Source organism: Azohydromonas lata (assembly GCF_034427735.1).
Classification (GTDB): domain Bacteria; phylum Pseudomonadota; class Gammaproteobacteria; order Burkholderiales; family Burkholderiaceae_C; genus Azohydromonas; species Azohydromonas lata.
Genome location: NZ_JAXOJX010000057.1, coordinates 25,044 through 40,230, shown reverse-complemented (window position 1 = coordinate 40,230; position 15,187 = coordinate 25,044). Strand labels below are relative to the sequence as shown.

Genomic DNA, 15,187 nt, shown 5'->3' with positions numbered 1-15,187 from the left:
GATGTGTATAAGAGACAGGCGCCAGCGTGTGGGCCAGCAGCAGCACGCCGCCCAGCAGCGCCGTGAAGCCCAGCATGCGCAGCCCGCCCGCGGCGGCGGCGCCTTCGGGGTCCACGGCCGGCCACACGGCGGCGTTGGCCGACCAGCCCGCCCAGGCCAGGCCCAGCAGGGCCAGCAGCAGCACGCCGGACCACGGGCGGGCGCTGGCCAGCTCGAACAGCGACAGCGCGCCCAGCACGCACAGCCACAGTGCCAGCGTCAGCAGCGCCGCGGGCAGTGCCAGCGAGGGCAGCACGTCCAGCGGGCCGGCGTTGCTTGGGCCGGGCAGCAGGTCCAGCACGCGGCAGCCCAGCAGCAGGCCCAGCAGCAGCGGCGCCAGCGCCTGCGGCGGCAGCAGGTTGCAGAAGCGGTACTTGGGCGCCAGCAGCGCGGGGGCGTCCGGGGCGGCCACCACGCCCGCGCGCGCGGCCAGGGCGGGCCAGGTGAAGGCGTCGTAGCACAGCACCTCGGCCACGAGGTGGCGGCGCAGCAGGAAGCCGCCGCCCAACGCCAGCGCGGCCAGGCCGAAGAGCACCAGCAGCACCACCGGCACGGGCCAGGGCGCGGTGGCGCCCAGGGTCTGCAGCCGCACCGTCTCGCGCACCGTTTGGGCGGCGGCCGCGGCCATGAGCAGCGCGGGGGCCAGGCCCAGCATGCGGGCCCAGATCCGCGCCACGCCCTGGCCCGGCGGCGTGCCGCCGGGTGCCGCGGGCACGGGGCCGTGCGGGCGGCGCAACTGGCAGGCCGCGCGCGTCCACAGCCAGCACGCGTGCACCAGCAGCCACAGCGCCAGGCCCGTGAGGGCGAAGCCGCCCACCATGCCCAGCGTGCGCAGCAGCCGCTCGGCCAGCCCGGCGTGGCTGGCGCGAAACGGCGACACGGCGGTGGCATAGAGCGCGTCGCCCGCCACGCCCGTGCCCAGCAGCAGCGCGGCCAGCGCCGCCAGCGCCAGCAGCACGCCGCGGCTGCGCAGCACGATGTCCACCACCGCCGCGCGCAACTGCGCGCGCTGCGTGCGCTGCGCTGCGGGCACCTCCGCGGGCAGGGTCACGCCCATGAGCCAGGCCAGCGCCGTGGCCGCGTGCAGCAGCACCACCACGCCCACGAGCCAGGCCTTGCTCGCGTGGGCGCCGCAGCCCAGTTGCGCGAGCCAGGGGCCGCGCGGCTGGCCCGGCGGCGTGCAGCTTGGGGAGCCGAAGCCCATGAGCAGCAGCGCGGCGGCGGCCAGGCCCAGGGTCACCCAGATGTCCTGCCGGACCAGGCGCAGGCCGGGCTGGCGCCGCGTGGCGCCGGCATACAGGGCTGCGGCGCCCAGCGCCGTGCAGCCCAGGGCCAGCCAGGGGCCCAGCTCGCCCACGCGGGCCAGGCCCAGGGCGTTTTCCAGCAGGTCCACCAGCACCAGGGCCAGCGCGGGCGGCACCAGCACGCTCAGGGCCACGCGCTCGCGTTGGGCGCGGCGCGCGGCCTTGTCGGCGCCCAGGGCCTGGGCCTGGTGCAGGGCCAGGGCCAGCAGCAGCCCGCCGTAGAGGGGGACGAGCAGCACGCTGTCCAGGCCGAGGTACAGCCAGGCCGCGGGCGTGCGGCCGCTCTGCTCCCACAGCCGCAGCAGCAGCTCCAGCGGGCCGTCCTCGGCGGTGCCGGTCCAGCCCAGGAAGTCTTCCACGCCCCAGCCGCCGGCCACGTCCAGCACGGCGCCCAGCAGTCCCAGCGCGCTCAGCGCCAGCGCAGTGGCGGTGGCGAAGAAGCCCAGGCCCGGCGACCAGCGCGGCGCGCGGGCGGGGGCCGGAGCGGGCGTGGCACCGGCCTGCGCCTGGCCTGCCGGGCGCGGCGAGGGCTTGCCGGCGCGGCGCGGCGCGAGAGGTTTGGCATCGGCCATGTGTTTACTTCCTGCGGCAGGCCCGATACGGGGGATGGCGGTTTTATTGCCATTGTGACCAGGGGGCCGTGGCCGCAGCCCCGTGCCGGCTCAACAGGCCATGAGTGCCGCACGCTGGGCCTTGCGCCGTGAAAGACCTCACGTGCGGACCCCGCGGGAACAGGGGTTGCCAGCGGCTTGGGTCAGGCCGGGTGGAGGGCCCCGCGTGGAGCAGGGCCCGCACCCAGTGACCAGGAGGACCCCATGAGCAAGCAGAGATTCGGCGTGGAGCTGCCCTCCACGCTGCAGCGTTCGCCGGACAAGGCGCAGCGCACCTATGCCAAGACGCTGCGCAGCGCCGAGGGCGAGTACGGCCGCGGCGAGCGCGCCCGCCGCACGGCCATGGCCTCGCTCAAGCACGGCTTCGAGAAGGTGGGCGACCGCTGGGAGCCCAAGGACCACAAGGGCCCGTCCGACCCGCAGGCCGCCGCGGGCGGGCGCCAGGCGCGCGAGCATCCGCAGGAAACCTTCGGTGGCGTGGACGTGCTGGGCCACAGCAAGGCCGAGCTGTACGCGCGGGCCAAGGAGTTGCAGATCGCCGGCCGCTCGACCATGAGCAAGGAAGAGTTGGCGCGCGCCATCGCGAGGAAGCAGCGCTGATGGGCGGCGCTCAGGACTGGCCGTGGCGGCTGCACGACATCCCGCCGGACCCCCCGGTGCCGCAGCCGCCCGCACCCCCCGCCCCGGACGCCGAACCGGCCGTGGAAGACCCGCCGACACCGAGCCAGTCGCCGCCGGTGAAGGATCCGCCGAAGTATTCGTGAGTTGGGCTCGGGCAAATTGACGGGTGCCTGCCGCAGGCCCATGTGCAGCGCCCCCTGCTTCGTCATTCCCGCGAAGGCGGGAATCCAGGCAGCCCCCAAACAGGCCGTAGCCCATATGCCGGCGTGTTGAGGTCAATACCTTGGCGTTCCTGCATTCCCACTTCGTTCTGGCGTGGGAGCGCCTGGATTCCCGCCTTCGCGGGAATGACGGAATAGGGGGCGAAGCGGCTCGGCTTACGGCATGCCGATGCATGCCGGCATTTGAGTTGAGTTGAGCCGAGCCGAGTTGGGTTGATTCGGATCGCCGTGAACGATTCCGGCAGGAATCAAACCTCAATCAGTCGATATCAGCCGATTCCCGCCCCATCACTCAAGAAACCGCGCTGCACCCCCCCTTGAACGACGACGGGCACGCCGTCGCCAACCCGCCGGTCAATTGCGACGCCTGCGGGTGGGTTTTCAGGAAATTCAGCACGTCCGGCCAGACATTCTTCAGGCCCTGCTGCGGCCGCGTCCAGAACAGGTAATTGGCGCGCAACTGGTTGCGGGCAAAATTGTACAAATCCTCCAGCGGCACCATGGTGCGCTCGCCCTGGTGTTTCAGGGCCACGTAGTTTTCATATTGGACGGACGGCGCCAGCGGTATCACGCCGGCCAGGCCCGGGTAGCGCACGTAGACGTTGTCGCGCAGCGACTTGTCGTCCAGGAACACGTCCGGCCCGCCCAGCCCAATGCCGTAGTCCGGCATCTGGTCCACCAGAATGGGAATGGCCTGCTTGGGGAAATTCACGAACTGGATGGTCACCGTGGTGGGGAAGGCCTTGCGCATGGTGCGGTTGGCCGAGGCCAGGTTCTTGAAGAATTGAATCTTGTCGTCGTCCTCGATATTGCGGTCCGCGGCCCGGCCCAGCGAGGTCTCGTTGATGGCCACGCCCTCCAGCGCCGGGTGGCCGTCCAGTTGCCGGCCCAGGCCGCGCAGGAATTCTTCCAGGCTCTTCAATACGCCTGGCTCCCACAGCGCAATGTTCTGGCCGTTGCGCTTGCGCGGGCCGCCGGGGGCTTCCTTTTCTTCTATGCCTATATTGAAAGTCGCCGCACCGCGTTCCGTCTTTCTCTCCAGATATTCGGGTACCGGCCGGTTGCCGCCGGCAAAAGATTTGAGCATCAGCAACACGTGCAGGCGCTTCTTGTATTTGGAAACCCGGTCCAGGTCTTCCAGTATGCGGCTGGCGTCCACCTTGCCTTCGTCGGTTTCCAGATCAGCCCAGGTGTAGCGCAATTGCAGTCCACGGGCGGACTGGATATTGCGGATCTGATCCAGCGTGTCGTCCACGGCGGCCGTGCCGCCGCGGCTGGGAATATGGATGTACTGGCCAGGGTGCCATTTCATGCCGCCGCCCTGGGCATGGGTCAGCGCGGGAGCGCAAGTGGCGGCCGCGGCAGCAAGCATCTGGCGGCGGGTCAGGTTCAGCATGTGGGAGGGTCCTTTCCAATCCATGTCCGGCGGGCAATCGCCGTGCGCACGACATGACACAAATGAAACGAGTCTGCCGGCGCAAGGCAGGCCGGCATCGCACCACAACTTCGCCCCATTTCCATCCCCAGGCCCCGTGAAAGCACTGAATGTGTAAATGCCGGCAGCCGCACCTTTACGAAATCAGTACATATTCGATAAAAGCAGTAGCGGCTTTGACGCTCAATTAGCAGATACAGCAAAGCTCATTACAGCTTTGCAGATTCCCTCTCTCTAGATTCCACAGCTCGACCATTGAGGGAATACCGGATGCGAGATTTGACCGTCACCGCGCTGGCCATGGTGGCCACGGTGCTGGCCTTCCTGCTGGGCGCGGACCACGTCGTCGCGAGCGCCTGGGCGCCGGGCGGCGCACCCGCCTGGCAGGCGGCCACGGCGCTGCTGCTGTTCGCGGGGCTAAGCTACGGCAGCCTGGTGTACTTGCTGGCCCGCTTCGGCCACGGCTGCCGCCAGCAGGGCTTCACGTCGCTTGGGCGCCCGGAGCTGGACAGCGTGTACGACGAGCACGCCGGCCCCGCGCCGCGCGTGTGCGTGCTGGTGCCGTCCTACAAGGAGGAGCTGCGCGTGGTGCGGCAGACGCTGCTGTCGGCGGCGCTCAGCGAGTACCCGGCCAAGCGCATCGTGCTGCTGCTGGACGATCCGCGCGGCGGCCCGGGGGCGGATGCCGACGCGCTGCAGGCCACGCGCGAGCTGGTGGCCGCGCTGCACGCGCGCTTCGAGCAGGCCGCGCAGCGGCTGGAGCGCGAGCTGGCAGGCTTCATGTTCCGCACCGCGGGGGCGCGGGCCTTCGACGCCGCGGCCGAGGCGCAGCGCGCCGCCGGGCTGTACGAGGCGCTGGCCGCCTGGGTGGAGCAACTGGCCGAGCCGCAGGCCGACGCCGCCTTCGCCCACGTGGACGACTTCTTCAACCGCCACATCGTCCAGGCCGCGGCCCACGCGCACCGCGAGCGCGCCGCGCAACTGCGCGCCGGGCGCGCGCCCACGCGGCGCGAGCTGCGGCTGGAGTTCCAGCGCCTGGCCACGCTGCTGCGCATGGACATCTCGGCCTTCGAGCGCAAGCGTTTCGACAACCTCTCGCACGCGCCCAACAAGGCGATGAACCTCAACAGCTACATCGGCCTGCTTGGGCGCGCGTTCCGCGTGGAGCGCACGCCGCAAGACGAGCAGCTGCGCGAGGTGCCGGCCGGGGCGCCGGCGGACTTCAGCGTGCCCGCCGCCGACTACCTGCTCACGCTGGACGCCGACAGCCTGGTGCGCCCGGACTACCTGTTGAAGCTCACCGCGGTGATGGCGCGCGACGAGCGCATCGCCGTGGCGCAGACGCCGTACTCCAGCCACCCCGGCGCGCCGGGCCTGCTGGAGCGCTGCGCGGGCGCGCAGACCGACATCCAGTACCTGGTCCACCAGGGGTTCACCTTCTTCGGCGCCACCTACTGGGTGGGTGCCAACGCGCTGCTGCGCGTGGCGGCGCTGCAGGACATCCGCGAGACGGTGGTGGAGCGCGGCTTCGAGGTGCCGGTGTTCATACAGGACAAGACCGTCATCGAGGACACGGGCTCCACGCTGGACCTCGTGCGCCGCGGCTGGACGCTGCACAACCACCCCGAGCGCCTGGCCTACAGCGCCACGCCGCCGGACTTCGGCGCGCTCATCATCCAGCGCCGGCGCTGGGCCAACGGCGGCCTGATCATCCTGGCCGACCTACTGCGCTACGTGGCGCGGCCCGCGCACGGCGCGCGCCCGGGGCTGTGCGAGCTGCTCATCCGCGCGCACTACCTGCTCTCGCCCACGCTCTCCAGCCTCGGCGTCGCGCTGCTGGCGCTGCTGCCGCTGGACCCGGCGCTCGCAAGCCCCTGGCTGGCCCTGTCGGCGCTGCCCTACCTGCTGCTGTACGCGCAGGACTTGCGCCGCTGCGGCTACGGGTGGCGGGATTTCGTTCGCGTCTATGCGCTCAATCTCATGCTGGTGCCGGTGAATGCGGCCGGCGTGCTGCAGTCGCTGCGCCAGATGCTGCTGCGGCGCAAGGCGGCCTTCGCCCGCACGCCCAAGGTGGGCGACCGCACGGCCTCGCCGGCCGGCCACGTGGCGGCGCAACTGAGCCTGCCGGCGCTGGCCTTGGCGGGCGCGCTGCTGGCGGCCCACCACGGGCAATGGCTGCTGTCCGGCTTTGCCGCCTTCAACGCGCTGTGCCTGGCCTACGGCCTGGCGCGCTTCATCGGCGTGGGCGCGGCCTGCGCCGACCTGAAGCTGGGTGCTGCCGCCTGGCTCTCGCGGGCGCGCCGCGGCCTGCGCCAGCGGCTTCAGCCCCGGCGCACGGCGTAGCGCAGCTCGGCGAAGACCTCGCCGAAGGCGCGCGCCGACAGCAGCCGCCAGGGCGCCTTGGACAGGTCGCGCGGCAGCAGCGGCGCGCCACCGCCCAAGGCGACGGGTGCGAAGGTGACGATCACCTCGTCCAGCAGCCCCGCATCCAGGAAGCGCGCGGCCAGCTCACCGCCGCCCACGATCCACAGGTTCCTGCCGCCGGCCTCGCGCGCCATCTGCGCGTGCACCGGCGCCACGTCGCCCTGGACGAAGCGGATGTCCGCCCCCGCCACGCGCGGCAGCTCGCGGCTGCTGAACACCCAGGTGGGCTGTGCGTAGAACCAGGGTTTGCCGGGGCGTCCTGGCGGCTGTATCTCGTGGCGCAGCAGCCATTCGTAGGTGTGGGCGCCCATGGCCAGCGCGCCGACTTGGGCGATGAACTCGTCATAGCCGCCGCCCGGCGCCTCACCGAACTGCATCAGCCACTCCAGCGAGTGCTGCGGCGTGGCGATGAAGCCGTCCAGGGACGAGGCGGTGTAGTACTGGGTTTTCATGGCGGGAAGTCTGGGCGGCTGGCGGGAGGCCGTCCAGCGTGGCCGGCCGGCGCCCGGGCGCTTGCGCGCCGCGCCAGGGTAGGCTGGCGGGCTTTGCGAATTTGCCCATGGCCTTCGCGCGTCACAGGGGAACACCAATTGCCCTTGCGCGGGGCTTGTTCATCACCGGGGATGTGAACCATGCCGACCTTCTCGCTCAACGGCCAGCCGACCACGCTGGCGCTTCCGGCCGACATGCCGCTGCTGTGGGCGCTGCGCGACGTGGCTGGCCTCACCGGCACCAAGTTCGGCTGCGGCATAGGCGCCTGCGGCGCCTGCACCGTGCACCTGGACGGCCAGGCCGTGCGCTCCTGCGTCACGCCGCTGTCGGCCGTGGAGGGCAAGCGCGTGGTCACCATCGAGCGCGTGGACCAGGACCCGGTGGGCCGCCGCGTGCAGGCCGCCTGGCGCGAGCTCGACGTGGTGCAGTGCGGCTACTGCCAAAGCGGCCAGGTCATGGCCGCCACCGCCTTGCTGCGCGCCACGCCCAACCCCGACGACGCGGCCATCGACGCCGCCATGGCCGGCAACCTCTGCCGCTGCGGTACCTACCAGCGCATCCGCGCGGCCATCAAGGTCGCCGCCTCGCAGATCGCACGTCCCACCCGCGGAGCCTGAGCATGGACATCGCCAGCAAGTTCCAACGGGGTGGCCGGGGCGGCCAGGGCGACGGTGCCGACGGCCCGTCTTCCGCCTCGCGCCGCGCCTTCATGCGCGCCGGCGCCGCTGCCGGCGGCGGGCTGCTCGTGGGCATCGCGCTGCCCGGGTGCGCCGTCAACCCGCTCAACGCCCCCAACCCGCCGCGCGACAAGAAGCCGCCCGAGGCCGCGGTGGGCCAGGCGACCACCGCGCTGTCGCAGGACGCGCCAGAGCTGGCCTACAGCGGCTTCATCCGCATCGACCGCCAGGGCACGGTGACCTTCATCGTCCACAAAGTCGAGATGGGGCAGGGCACCTTCACCTCCATCCCCATGCTGATCGCCGAGGAGCTGGAGGTGGACCCCGCCACCGTCAAGCTGGAGCAGGCGCCGCCCAACAACAAGCTCTATGCCGATCCGCTGCTGGGCGGCCAGCTCACCGGCGGCTCCACCTCCATACGCGGCGCCTGGGAGCCGCTGCGCCGCGCCGGCGCCACGGCGCGCACCATGCTCGTCCAGGCCGCGGCCCAGACCTGGAAGGTGGACGCCAAGGAGCTGCGCGCCGTCAACGGCGTGGTCACGCACCCGGCCAGCGGGCGCACGCTGCACTACGGCGAGCTGGTCGATGCGGCGGCCAAGCTGGACGTGCCCAAGGACGTGCCGCTCAAGCCCGCCTCGGCGTTCCGGCTGATCGGCAAGCCCGTCAAGCGGCTGGACTCGGCCGACAAGGTCAACGGCCGCGCCCTGTTCGGCATAGACGCCAAGGTGCCCGGCATGGGCATCGCCACCGTGGCGGCCTGCCCCATCGTGGGCGGGCGGCTGGCGGGCATGAACGAGGCCGCCGCGCGCGCCGTGCCCGGCGTGCGCCAGGTGCTGCGCCTGGACAACGCCGTGGCCGTGGTGGGCGACCACATGTGGGCCGCCAAGCAGGGCCTGGCCAAGCTGGAGCCGACCTGGACGGGCGGCCAGTACAGCGCGCTCACCACCGCCGCCATCGTGGCCGACATGGAGGCCGCCTCGCGCGGCGACGGCGCCGTGGCCCACAACGCGGGCGACGTGCCGGCCGTGCTGGCCGAGACGCCGGCTTCCGCGGGCCTGAGCGCCATCTACCAGATGCCCTTCCTGGCCCACGCCACCATGGAGCCCATGAACTGCACCGTGGCGCTGGGCCAGGGCCGCTGCGAGCTGTGGGTGGGCACGCAGGTGCCGGTGCTGGCGCAGACGGCCGCGGCCAAGGCCGCGGGGCTGCCGGACGAGGCGGTCGTGCTGCACAACCACTACTTGGGCGGCGGCTTCGGCCGGCGGCTGGAGGTGGACTTCATCGTCCAGGCCGTGTCCTTCGCGCGCCAGGCCAGCGGCCCGGTGAAGTTCGTGTGGATGCGCGAGGAGGACATCCAGCACGACATGTACCGGCCCTACTACCTGGACCGCATCGCCGCCGCGCTGGACGAGCAGGGCCGGCCCAAGGCGTGGATGCACCGCATCACGGGCTCTTCCATCATGTCGCGCTTCGCGCCGCCGCTGGTCAAGAACGGCGTGGACCCCGACGCCGTGGAGGCCGCGGCCGACATTCCCTACGACATCCCCGCGCAGCGCGTGGAGTACGTGCGCCACGAGCCGCCCATCCCCACCGCCTTCTGGCGCGGCGTGGGCGCCACGCACAACGTGTGGGTGGTGGAGAGCTTCATGGACGAGCTGGCCGTCAAGGCGCAGCGCGACCCCGTGCAGTACCGCATGGCGCTGCTCGCCAAGCAGCCGCGCTGCCGCGCCGTGCTGGAGCTGGCGGCGCAAAAGGCCGGCTGGACACAGCCGCTGCGCGAGGCCGCGGGCGAGCGCGCGGGGCGCGGCGTGTCGGTGCAGTACGCCTTCGGCAGCTACATGGCCATGGTGGCGGAGGTGGCCGTCAACGCCGACGGGCAGGTGCGCGTGCGCCGCGTGGTAGCGGCCGTGGACTGCGGCCAGGTGGTCAACCCCGACACGGTGCAGGCGCAACTGGAAAGCGGCGTGGTGTTCGGCTTGGGCGCGGCGCTGTGGAACGAGGTGACGCTGGACCAGGGCCGGGTGCAGCAGAGCAACTTCGGCGACTACCGCGTGATGCGCATGAACGAGATGCCGCGCGTGGAGGTGTACCTCGTGCCCAGCCAGGACCAGCCCGGCGGCATCGGCGAGCCCGGCACCTCCGGCATCGCCCCGGCGCTGACCAACGCCATCTTCGCCGCCACCGGCACGCGGCTGCGCAAGCTGCCCGTGGGCGACCAGCTCAAGCCGCCCAAGGCCGCCTCGGCCGCACCGGCCAGGGCCACGAAAACGGCGCGGGCCAACTGAGCCTGCCGCGCCCTTGACGGCGCGCGCGGCGGCGAGAGCGCCGCGCCGCCGGCCATGCCGGAATTTCCGCCGCTCTTGACGTTCTGCCCCAGGCCGGTGTGGGCGCTTGCCTGATAATTGGAAATCCGCACCCGCTGGTTATTATTAAAATAACTGAGCGGGAATAAAGATAATGATTATCGGGGGTGTATCTTGAGTAAATATGGGGTGGTTGCCGCCTGCGTACTTGTTTTGTCAGCCTGTGGCGGCGGCGGGGAACAATCTCTCGTTAATAAATCGTCGTTTGCGGCAGGCGACTCACGCACTTATGAGCAAAGCGTGGTGGTCGGCGGCAACAGTACGGTCAACACCAAATTCAGCATAACTCGTAATTCGCCCACTGAAGACGGTTCATACACCGTCACGACGCGGGATTTGAGCAGCCCCAGTACGGTCGACGGTGTGAGCATCGGTGGCAGCCAATCCGTAGCCGCCTACGACGCACAGCACCACCTGCAGCAGACGACAAGCACCGGCGCTGGACGCGCGCCAACGGTTTGCAAGGACGCCTCTCCCAGGAAACCCCGGCCCGATCCGCTGCTGCTGTCCAGCGTCTGGAGCGATGACTGGTCCATAAGCTGCGACGTGGGCAATGTGACGTCGCACCACGTAACTTCCTATCAATTGCGTCACGGCCACGTGGTGGGACTGGACACGGTGACCGTGCCGGCCGGCGCGTTTGCCACGGTGCACATTTACCAGGAAGTTGACGCCACCACGACGTCCGTACCTTTTATCCATCATTCAGTGGAGAATATTTGGTTGGACCGCGTTACTGGAATTAATGTCAAAACGGACTTGGAAATATCCTATTCCAATGGCGCGCCTGTTGGAGCTTATGTGACCCACCTCACTGACGAACTTGCTGCCGTGCAGCAGGGCAGTCGATGATTTCTTCGCGGCGTCGGGCGCCGGCTGTACGCCTCATGCTTTCAGCTTGAGAACGCCTTTTGCGCATGGACCAAGTCCAAAGGGTCTGGGGCCTGTGCGCATAAATATTCCTGCGTATCCGGTTATTTGCTTTATCAACCCGGCAATTAAAAAGAGTACGTGGCCCGTGAGCTGGCGTACACGGCCTGCTCGTCTTCGAAATAGTCCCTGACACGCTGTGGCATGTCGCTCAGCGCCTCCATGAAACGCAGGGCAATGCGCTTGAGAGTGCTACGGTCGCTGCTGCCAGGGCGCATGCGCAGTTCAGTCTTGAGGTCACGGTTGACGAGTTCGTCGGGGTTCATCTGCGGCGAATACGGTGGCAGGTAGAACAGCTCGATGTCGTCCTTCCTGGCCTGCGCCCACTGCCGTACTTTTTCGGCGCGGTGCACGGCCAGGTTGTCCACGATGAGAAACACTTTGGCCGGCGAGTCGTGCACCACATCGGCCATAAAGTCGATGAAGCGCTCGGCGTTGATGGCGCCATCATGAAAGCCAAAGCGCAGCAGGCCCTGGTTGGTAAGCGCCGAGATCATCGTGATGCCGGGCGTAGGGCGCCGTGCAGCGTGCTCGATCACGGGCGTGTGGCCTTTGGGTGCATAGCCGCGCAGCCAGGCCGTATCCTGGCGCACGGCCGTCTCATCCGCCCAATGCACCAGGGCCCTTTCGACCTTGGCACGCCGCACAATGGTTGGATACTCAACCTCCAGCCATTGCCGAACTTGCTCGGGTCGCTGCTCCAGCGCCCGCTTGGCTGGGCGCTGCGGCGTGAAGCCCCAGCGCCTCAAGTACTCGCCTACCGTGCGGACGGGCATGTCAATACCAAAGTCGAGCTTGATGGCCTCCTGCACGGCCTTGCGGCTCCACAGCGCATAGGGCAGTCCCAACCGCGCCGGGCTGCCGCCCACGATCTGCTCGCGCAGCCGTCGCTCGTCTTCGAGCCCGAGTGTGCGCTTGTCGCCCAGCAGCCGGCCGCGGCGCGTCGAAGCCACGTCTGCGGGCTGCTGCTCATTGAGTCGGTAGCGGTTCACCCAACTCATGACCGTGGAGCGGTGTAGCCCCACGATGGCTGCGATCTCGTCCCACGTCTTGTGCGCCTGTCGCAACCGGTGCGCCTGGCGACGCAGTAACTGCAGCGATTCCTCGGAAAGTTTGCGACCGTCGGGCTTGTCCATGAGTACAAATTAGGCGGTCGGGTCTCTTATTGCCAGGTTAATAAACGGCATCCCGGTGGGCCGAAGAGGAAGGACTGATACAGCGGAAACCCGCCATGAGCGGCGGACATCAATCCTGGCCAAAGCCGGGTCCGCCCTTCCGGCGCGGTTGGGCAGGCTCAACGCGACGGCTCCAGGCGGTCCACGACGTCCAGCCGGCCTTGGGCAGTGGTGAGCACGATGCCCTCGGCTGAGGCCACGCCGGCCCCCGTGAGCGCCGTGATGTTGACCTGGTGCGTCACCACCACCAGCGCCCGCGGGCCGCGCCAGGCCAGCAGCCGCTCGCGGGCCGCGGCGGTTTGGGCGCGCGGGTCGCCGCGTTCGTCGAAGAAGGAGTTGAAGGCCGGCTCCTCGCGCGGTTCGCCCAGCGCCAGCAGCGTGGCCGTGTCGCGGGTGCGGCACCACTGCGAGGTCCAGACCGCGCCGACGGCCACGCGCTGCGCCCGCAGCCGCTCGCCCACGCGCCGCGCCTGCTCGCGTCCGCGCCTGCTCAGGTTGCGCTGCGTGGCGCAGTCGCCGAGCGTGAAGCCCGGCGGATCACCCACGCCGGGCGCCTCGGCATGGCGCAGCAGCACGATGCCGCCCGCGCGCAGCGCGGCCCAGGCGGCGTCGTCCGGCGCGGCCGCGCTCCAAGCGGGCGCCGCCGCCGCGCCCGCCACCACCGCCGCCAGCACTTGCCGCCGCTGCATGCCCGCTGGTTCCGCCTCGCCCATGGTCCAGGCCTCCTGAGCCGTTGTCCTGCCGATGTGACCAGGGTTTCCCGGGCAAGCCGCAAGCCGAGCGCCGCTCAAACGCCTTGCCCTCGCCATGGGCTTTTTCGTGGGAAAGTTTCGTTCTAGTTTACGATTGAGAACGATTCGCATTTGCGTATAGAAACCGATGAACCAATCGAACAGGGGCGAGGTGAGGACCAAACCGCGGTGGCGTGGCTTGGGCGGGCCCGCGTGGCGCTTGTGGGGCTGGCCGGTGGGGCTTGGGGCGTTGACGGCCTCGGGGCTGTTGTCCGCGCTGGTGTCCGAGGCGGGCGGCGATGCCTGGTCCTGGTTCGCGCTGGGCGTGCCCGTGGCCGTGATGGCCTGGTTCAGCGGGCGGCGGGCGGCGCAGCGTCAGCCGCTGCCGGCTGCCGGCGCGCGGCGCTGAGGCCCGGCCCATGGCGAGCACGCGTTCCCTGAAAGCCTGGTCGTGGCTGCACAAGTGGAGCAGCCTGGTGTGCACGGTGTTCATGCTGCTGCTGTGCCTCACCGGGCTGCCGCTGATCTTCCAGCACGAGATCGACCACCTCCTGGGCCACGAGATCGAGCCGCCCGCGCTGGCGCACGAGGGCCCGCCCGCCAGCCTGGACGCGGTGCTGCGCGCAGCGCAGGCGCGCTACCCGGAGCGCGTCGTCCAGTTCGCGTTCCCGGACGAGGACGACGACAGGCTGTGGTTCGTCACCCTCACGCCCACACCGGCGCCCACCGAGGACTTCAAGTCCATCGTCGTGGATGCGCGCACGGCCCAAGTGCTGGGCGAGCGCGTCCTCGACGAGGGCTTCATGCACGTGATGCTGCGGCTGCACGTGGACCTGTTCGCCGGGCTGCCGGGCAAGCTCTTCCTAGGCTTCATGGGGCTGCTGCTGGTGCTGGCCATCGTCAGCGGCGTGGTGCTGTACGCGCCCTTCATGCGGCGGCTGGACTTCGGCACCGTGCGGCGCGAGCGCTCGGCGCGGCTGAAGTGGCTGGACCTGCACAACCTGCTGGGCATCGTGACGCTGGTGTGGTTCACGGTGGTGGGCGCCACCGGCGTGGTCAACACGTGGGCCGAGCTGGTGATGAAGTACTGGCAGTCGGACCAGCTCGCCGCGCTGCTGTCGCCCTACCAGGGCCAGCCGCTGGTGCCCGCGGCCGAGCGCGGCTCGCTGCAGCGCTCGCTGCAGGCGGCGCAGGACGCCGCGCCGCACACGCAACTGTCCTTCATCGCCTTCCCCGGCACCGCCTTCTCCAGCCCGCACCACAACACGTTTTTCCTGCGCGGCGACACGCCGCTCACGGCCAAGCTGCTGCAGCCGGTGCTGGTGGATGCCCGCACCGCCACCGTTACCGCGGCGCCGGAGCTGCCTTGGTACCTGGCGGCGCTGCTGCTGTCGCAGCCGCTGCACTTCGGCGATTACGCCGGGCTGCCCATGAAGGTGCTGTGGGCGCTGCTGGACCTGGCCAGCATCGTGGTGCTGGGCAGCGGGCTGTACCTGTGGCTGCAGCGGCGCCAGCCGCGCCCGCTGGCGCAGGAGGCCGGCGTGGCGCTGGCCGATGCCGCACCGCGGGCGCGCCGCGCGCAGGTGCCCCAATGAGTCGCCCAGGCCCGCGCTGGCGCCTGGTGCTGGACTGGCTGCCCGTGGCCGTGGCGGCGGTGCTGGCCGTGGCCGTCTACGTCTTCGTCCCCGTGGCGGGCTGAGGCTCGCGCTGAACCCCCGAACCCATTGAGCCTCCTGAGCCCCCGTGCGTGCCGCCGGCCGCCCGGGGCGGGCCGCCGCATGGGCCGGGCCCGCCCGCTTCCTTCTTTCTCCTCACAACGCCCTGGAACACTGAGCATGCGCCTTGACGAACACGATCCCCTCGACGCGGCGGCTGGCCCCAGCCTGGAGGCCCTGGTGGCCGGCACCGTGGCCCTGATGACGGCCTGGGCCGACCCCTGCCCAAACGCCCGCGTGGACACCGCCGCGCAGCGCGCGCTGCTGGCGCACAAGGTGGCGCTGAACCTGTTGCTGCTGCAACGCCACGAGGGTGCCAGCCAGGCGCTGCGCGGCGCGCTGGGCAACGCGCAGTCGCGCTGGGCGCAGCTCGCGCAAGGGCACGCGCTGCCGCCGTGCGCGCAGTCGCTGGCCGCTTCCGTGGCCCTGCACTGAAGGGGCCGGCTGCC

At 70.3% G+C, this 15,187-nt stretch carries 13 protein-coding genes; 8 read left to right on the top strand and 5 right to left on the bottom strand.

The genetic code is table 11. The annotated features are described in order from the left end of the window. The coding region (locus SM757_RS26190; RefSeq protein WP_322467642.1) for a hypothetical protein at positions 1-1,915 on the bottom strand (1,915 nt) is incomplete at its 3' end. Between the two features lie 243 nt (positions 1,916-2,158). Here SM757_RS26190 and SM757_RS26185 point away from each other — a divergent pair. Next, entirely contained in the window at positions 2,159-2,554 is a 396-nt protein-coding gene (locus SM757_RS26185) for a ChaB family protein (protein WP_322467641.1), read from the top strand. 534 nt (positions 2,555-3,088) lie between these two features. Here the strand turns inward: SM757_RS26185 and SM757_RS26180 are convergent. After that, positions 3,089-4,192 (bottom strand): hypothetical protein, encoded by a 1,104-nt coding sequence (locus SM757_RS26180; protein ID WP_322467640.1) that lies wholly within the window; start codon positions 4,190-4,192, stop codon positions 3,089-3,091. A gap of 309 nt (positions 4,193-4,501) precedes the next feature. Between SM757_RS26180 and SM757_RS26175 the strand changes: the two genes are divergently transcribed. Further along, on the top strand, positions 4,502-6,574 hold the full coding sequence (locus tag SM757_RS26175) for a glycosyltransferase family 2 protein (protein WP_322467639.1): 2,073 nt from the start codon (positions 4,502-4,504) through the stop codon (positions 6,572-6,574). On the opposite strand, the gene SM757_RS26170 is transcribed toward SM757_RS26175, so the two are convergent. Next, on the bottom strand, positions 6,553-7,107 hold the full coding sequence (locus SM757_RS26170) for a dihydrofolate reductase family protein (protein ID WP_322467638.1): 555 nt from the start codon (positions 7,105-7,107) through the stop codon (positions 6,553-6,555). The two genes, SM757_RS26175 and SM757_RS26170, sit on opposite strands and share 22 nt — an antisense overlap. Before the next feature lie 180 nt (positions 7,108-7,287). Here SM757_RS26170 and SM757_RS26165 point away from each other — a divergent pair, with 180 nt between their 5' ends. The 3 genes from SM757_RS26165 to SM757_RS26155 all read left to right on the top strand — a co-directional run bounded on the left by SM757_RS26165 (position 7,288) and on the right by SM757_RS26155 (position 11,039). Continuing rightward, entirely contained in the window at positions 7,288-7,764 is a 477-nt protein-coding gene (locus SM757_RS26165) for a (2Fe-2S)-binding protein (RefSeq protein ID WP_066336873.1), read from the top strand. A gap of 92 nt (positions 7,765-7,856) precedes the next feature. After that, on the top strand, positions 7,857-10,109 hold the full coding sequence (locus SM757_RS26160) for a xanthine dehydrogenase family protein molybdopterin-binding subunit (protein WP_066336915.1): 2,253 nt from the start codon (positions 7,857-7,859) through the stop codon (positions 10,107-10,109). A gap of 207 nt (positions 10,110-10,316) precedes the next feature. Then, positions 10,317-11,039 (top strand): hypothetical protein, encoded by a 723-nt coding sequence (locus SM757_RS26155; RefSeq protein WP_322467637.1) that lies wholly within the window; start codon positions 10,317-10,319, stop codon positions 11,037-11,039. A gap of 146 nt (positions 11,040-11,185) precedes the next feature. Here the strand turns inward: SM757_RS26155 and SM757_RS26150 are convergent, their stop codons facing one another. Together SM757_RS26150 and SM757_RS26145 are read right to left on the bottom strand one after the other, a co-directional pair. Continuing rightward, on the bottom strand, positions 11,186-12,253 hold the full coding sequence (locus tag SM757_RS26150) for an IS630 family transposase (RefSeq protein WP_322467636.1): 1,068 nt from the start codon (positions 12,251-12,253) through the stop codon (positions 11,186-11,188). Positions 12,254-12,411: 158 nt separating this feature from the next. Next, positions 12,412-13,005: a histidine phosphatase family protein gene (locus tag SM757_RS26145; protein WP_322467635.1), complete on the bottom strand. Its 594-nt coding sequence runs from the start codon at positions 13,003-13,005 to the stop codon at positions 12,412-12,414. A gap of 190 nt (positions 13,006-13,195) precedes the next feature. On the opposite strand from SM757_RS26145, the gene SM757_RS26140 reads away from it, so the two are divergent. The 3 genes from SM757_RS26140 to SM757_RS26130 all read left to right on the top strand — a co-directional run bounded on the left by SM757_RS26140 (position 13,196) and on the right by SM757_RS26130 (position 15,173). Continuing rightward, complete coding sequence (locus SM757_RS26140; RefSeq protein WP_238455784.1) at positions 13,196-13,432, top strand: hypothetical protein; 237 nt, start codon at positions 13,196-13,198, stop codon at positions 13,430-13,432. 10 nt (positions 13,433-13,442) lie between these two features. Continuing rightward, positions 13,443-14,618, top strand: a complete 1,176-nt coding sequence (locus SM757_RS26135; RefSeq protein WP_066336881.1) for a PepSY-associated TM helix domain-containing protein — start codon at positions 13,443-13,445, stop codon at positions 14,616-14,618. Positions 14,619-14,858: 240 nt separating this feature from the next. After that, positions 14,859-15,173 carry a hypothetical protein gene (locus SM757_RS26130; protein ID WP_066336884.1) on the top strand — a complete coding sequence of 105 codons (315 nt, stop codon included), beginning with the start codon at positions 14,859-14,861 and terminating at the stop codon, positions 15,171-15,173. Positions 15,174-15,187: the final 14 nt, after the last annotated feature.

Excerpts from the sequence above, each read along its gene's own strand:
- SM757_RS26180 (WP_322467640.1), bottom strand. The coding sequence starts at position 4,192 with ATGCTGAACCTGACCCGCCGCCAGATGCTTGCTGCCGCGGCCGCCACT.
- SM757_RS26185 (WP_322467641.1), top strand. The coding sequence starts at position 2,159 with ATGAGCAAGCAGAGATTCGGCGTGGAGCTGCCCTCCACGCTGCAGCGT.
- SM757_RS26150 (WP_322467636.1), bottom strand. The coding sequence starts at position 12,253 with ATGGACAAGCCCGACGGTCGCAAACTTTCCGAGGAATCGCTGCAGTTA.
- SM757_RS26135 (WP_066336881.1), top strand. The coding sequence starts at position 13,443 with ATGGCGAGCACGCGTTCCCTGAAAGCCTGGTCGTGGCTGCACAAGTGG.
- SM757_RS26160 (WP_066336915.1), top strand. The coding sequence starts at position 7,857 with ATGCGCGCCGGCGCCGCTGCCGGCGGCGGGCTGCTCGTGGGCATCGCG.
- SM757_RS26165 (WP_066336873.1), top strand. The coding sequence starts at position 7,288 with ATGCCGACCTTCTCGCTCAACGGCCAGCCGACCACGCTGGCGCTTCCG.
- SM757_RS26145 (WP_322467635.1), bottom strand. The coding sequence starts at position 13,005 with ATGGGCGAGGCGGAACCAGCGGGCATGCAGCGGCGGCAAGTGCTGGCG.
- SM757_RS26130 (WP_066336884.1), top strand. The coding sequence starts at position 14,859 with ATGCGCCTTGACGAACACGATCCCCTCGACGCGGCGGCTGGCCCCAGC.
- SM757_RS26175 (WP_322467639.1), top strand. The coding sequence starts at position 4,502 with ATGCGAGATTTGACCGTCACCGCGCTGGCCATGGTGGCCACGGTGCTG.
- SM757_RS26170 (WP_322467638.1), bottom strand. The coding sequence starts at position 7,107 with ATGAAAACCCAGTACTACACCGCCTCGTCCCTGGACGGCTTCATCGCC.